This window comes from Streptomyces jumonjinensis (genome assembly GCF_009600885.1).
Classification (GTDB): Bacteria; Actinomycetota; Actinomycetes; order Streptomycetales; family Streptomycetaceae; genus Streptomyces; species Streptomyces jumonjinensis.
In genome coordinates this window covers 85,753-87,399 of sequence record NZ_VCLA01000201.1, presented here as the reverse complement: position 1 = coordinate 87,399, position 1,647 = coordinate 85,753, and the positions used below count along the sequence as shown (strand labels likewise).

General features: G+C 72.3%; 3 protein-coding genes. All 3 read right to left on the bottom strand.

Annotation, left to right across the window (positions count from 1 at the left end):
* Positions 1–235: 235 nt before the first annotated feature.
* The gene (locus FF041_RS35970; protein ID WP_153526760.1) at positions 236–1,006 is read right to left on the bottom strand and encodes a hypothetical protein; all 771 of its coding nucleotides are present in this window, start codon (positions 1,004–1,006) and stop codon (positions 236–238) included.
* A gap of 2 nt (positions 1,007–1,008) precedes the next feature.
* A complete protein-coding gene (locus FF041_RS39865; protein WP_407698230.1) occupies positions 1,009–1,518 on the bottom strand; it encodes a DUF4913 domain-containing protein in 510 nt (169 codons plus the stop codon).
* Positions 1,409–1,647: hypothetical protein (locus FF041_RS40720; RefSeq protein WP_407698229.1), on the bottom strand; the 239-nt coding region annotated here is incomplete at its 5' end. The genes FF041_RS40720 and FF041_RS39865, both read right to left, overlap by 110 nt.

Here is a 1,647-nt window from a genome sequence, read left to right as displayed (position 1 = left end):
GAGGAAATAACTGTCGCGGTCGGTGTGGTGAACGGCCAGCGGGGTGAACTCCTCCTCCGTCATGGTCACGAAGTCGAAGTCGTCCCCGACGAGGTCGTCGGCCGGGAGGTAGCCGTCCAGCCGGTAATCCAGCAGCCGGGACACAGGCTCGGGCACGGTCACACCCCTTCGGCGCCGCGCGCGGCGGGCACCCGGTGGCCGGGCCGGGCGGGAACAGATACGGAACGGGTCTGCTTCACGACCGCCCCCGTCCGGGACGGGCCGCCTCGGCGGAGGCCGCCGAGCGGGCCGTGGTCACCGGGTTCGGCAGTACGGCGGACCGGTCCGAGGTACGGGGTGAGCGGGTGACGGCGGCCTCGGCACGTGTGAGGGCGGGTGCCGGGGCGAGCGGCAGCGGGGTGTCCCGGTCGTAGAGCCAGTCATCGGCCGCGTCGGCGGTGGCGAAGGTGCCCTCGCGGAAGGTGTAGGTGTTCCCCTGGAAGCTGACCTCTTCGAGGAACACCCGGTACGGCAGCTCCGCCAAGTCCGGGTCGGCGTCGCGCAGGAGCGCCCAGGTCTCCTCGTCGTCGGTGTAGTGGTCCAGGACCTCGTACCGGTCCCCGGGGCCGGTCCGCAGGAGGTCCTCCAGCAGGGTGGTGAGGGGGTCGGCGGGCTTCAGGCCGTGGGTGTTCGTCAGCCCGATGCCGTCCGGCGGGCAGCCCTGCTCGATCAGCCACCGCTGTCCCAGCGGGACCAGCGGGTGGGTCTCCTGGCTGAACCGGAAGGTGCCCAGGTCGGCGTCGCGGTGGAGGTGCAGGGCGACATATGCGGGGCTGCCGGGGATGCCCCAGGTGGCCGACCGGTCGAAGAACAGCAGGTAGCTGTCCCGGCCGCCCTGACTGTGGTGGGCGGCCAGCGGCACGAACGAGTCGTCGGAGAACGTCGCGTTGAGGAAGTCCCGCTCGACCTCCGCCGTGGCGGCGGTGAAGCCGTCGAGCCGGTAGTCCGGCGCGGTGCTGGTGGCCATGATCAGCTCACCTCCACCCCGGCCCCGGGCGCGGCCAGCAGCCGGTGGCTGGGCCGGGCCGGGCTGGTGGTGCAGGCGCCGAACGGGCCGTCGGGGGCGCGGAGCTGGAGCCAGGTCGGGTCGAGGTGGTCGCGGTGCCAGGTCGCCGGACCGGCGAGTCCGGCTTCGGTGTCGGTGAACTGCTGCCACGCCAGCCACAGGCCGTGAAGCCGGGCGATGGCCTCGGGGTGCTCGCGCCACTCGAAGCACCAAGGGCGCCCCGTGGTGATCTCCCGGCCGTAGACCGGCAGCAGCAGCCGCTCCACCCAGGTACCCAGCGCCTGCAGCTCCTCCTCGTACGCCTGCCCGGCCAGCGCCAGGATGAAGATCGAGGACGGCCCCTCCGGCTCGGCCGGACCGCCGTCACCGGCAGAGGCGGGGGACGGATCCGTGGTGCAGTCCTCCTCGTCCTCTCCGGAGAGGCGGGCGATGGTCTCGCCCTGCCGGTGGGTCTCGGTGACGAGCCGGTTCATGGTGGAGACCAGGTCGTTCAGGTCGTGGTCCGCGACACGGACCGGCTCGTCGGGGAGTGGTTCGGACATCGGCAGCCCTCACTTTGCGCGGATCGGAAGGGTGTTGGGCTGCCGATGGTCCGGAGGAAC

Coding starts and splice junctions, on each gene's coding strand:
- FF041_RS35970 (WP_153526760.1), bottom strand. CDS start 1,006: ATGGCCACCAGCACCGCGCCGGACTACCGGCTCGACGGCTTCACCGCC.
- FF041_RS39865 (WP_407698230.1), bottom strand. CDS start 1,518: ATGAACCGGCTCGTCACCGAGACCCACCGGCAGGGCGAGACCATCGCC.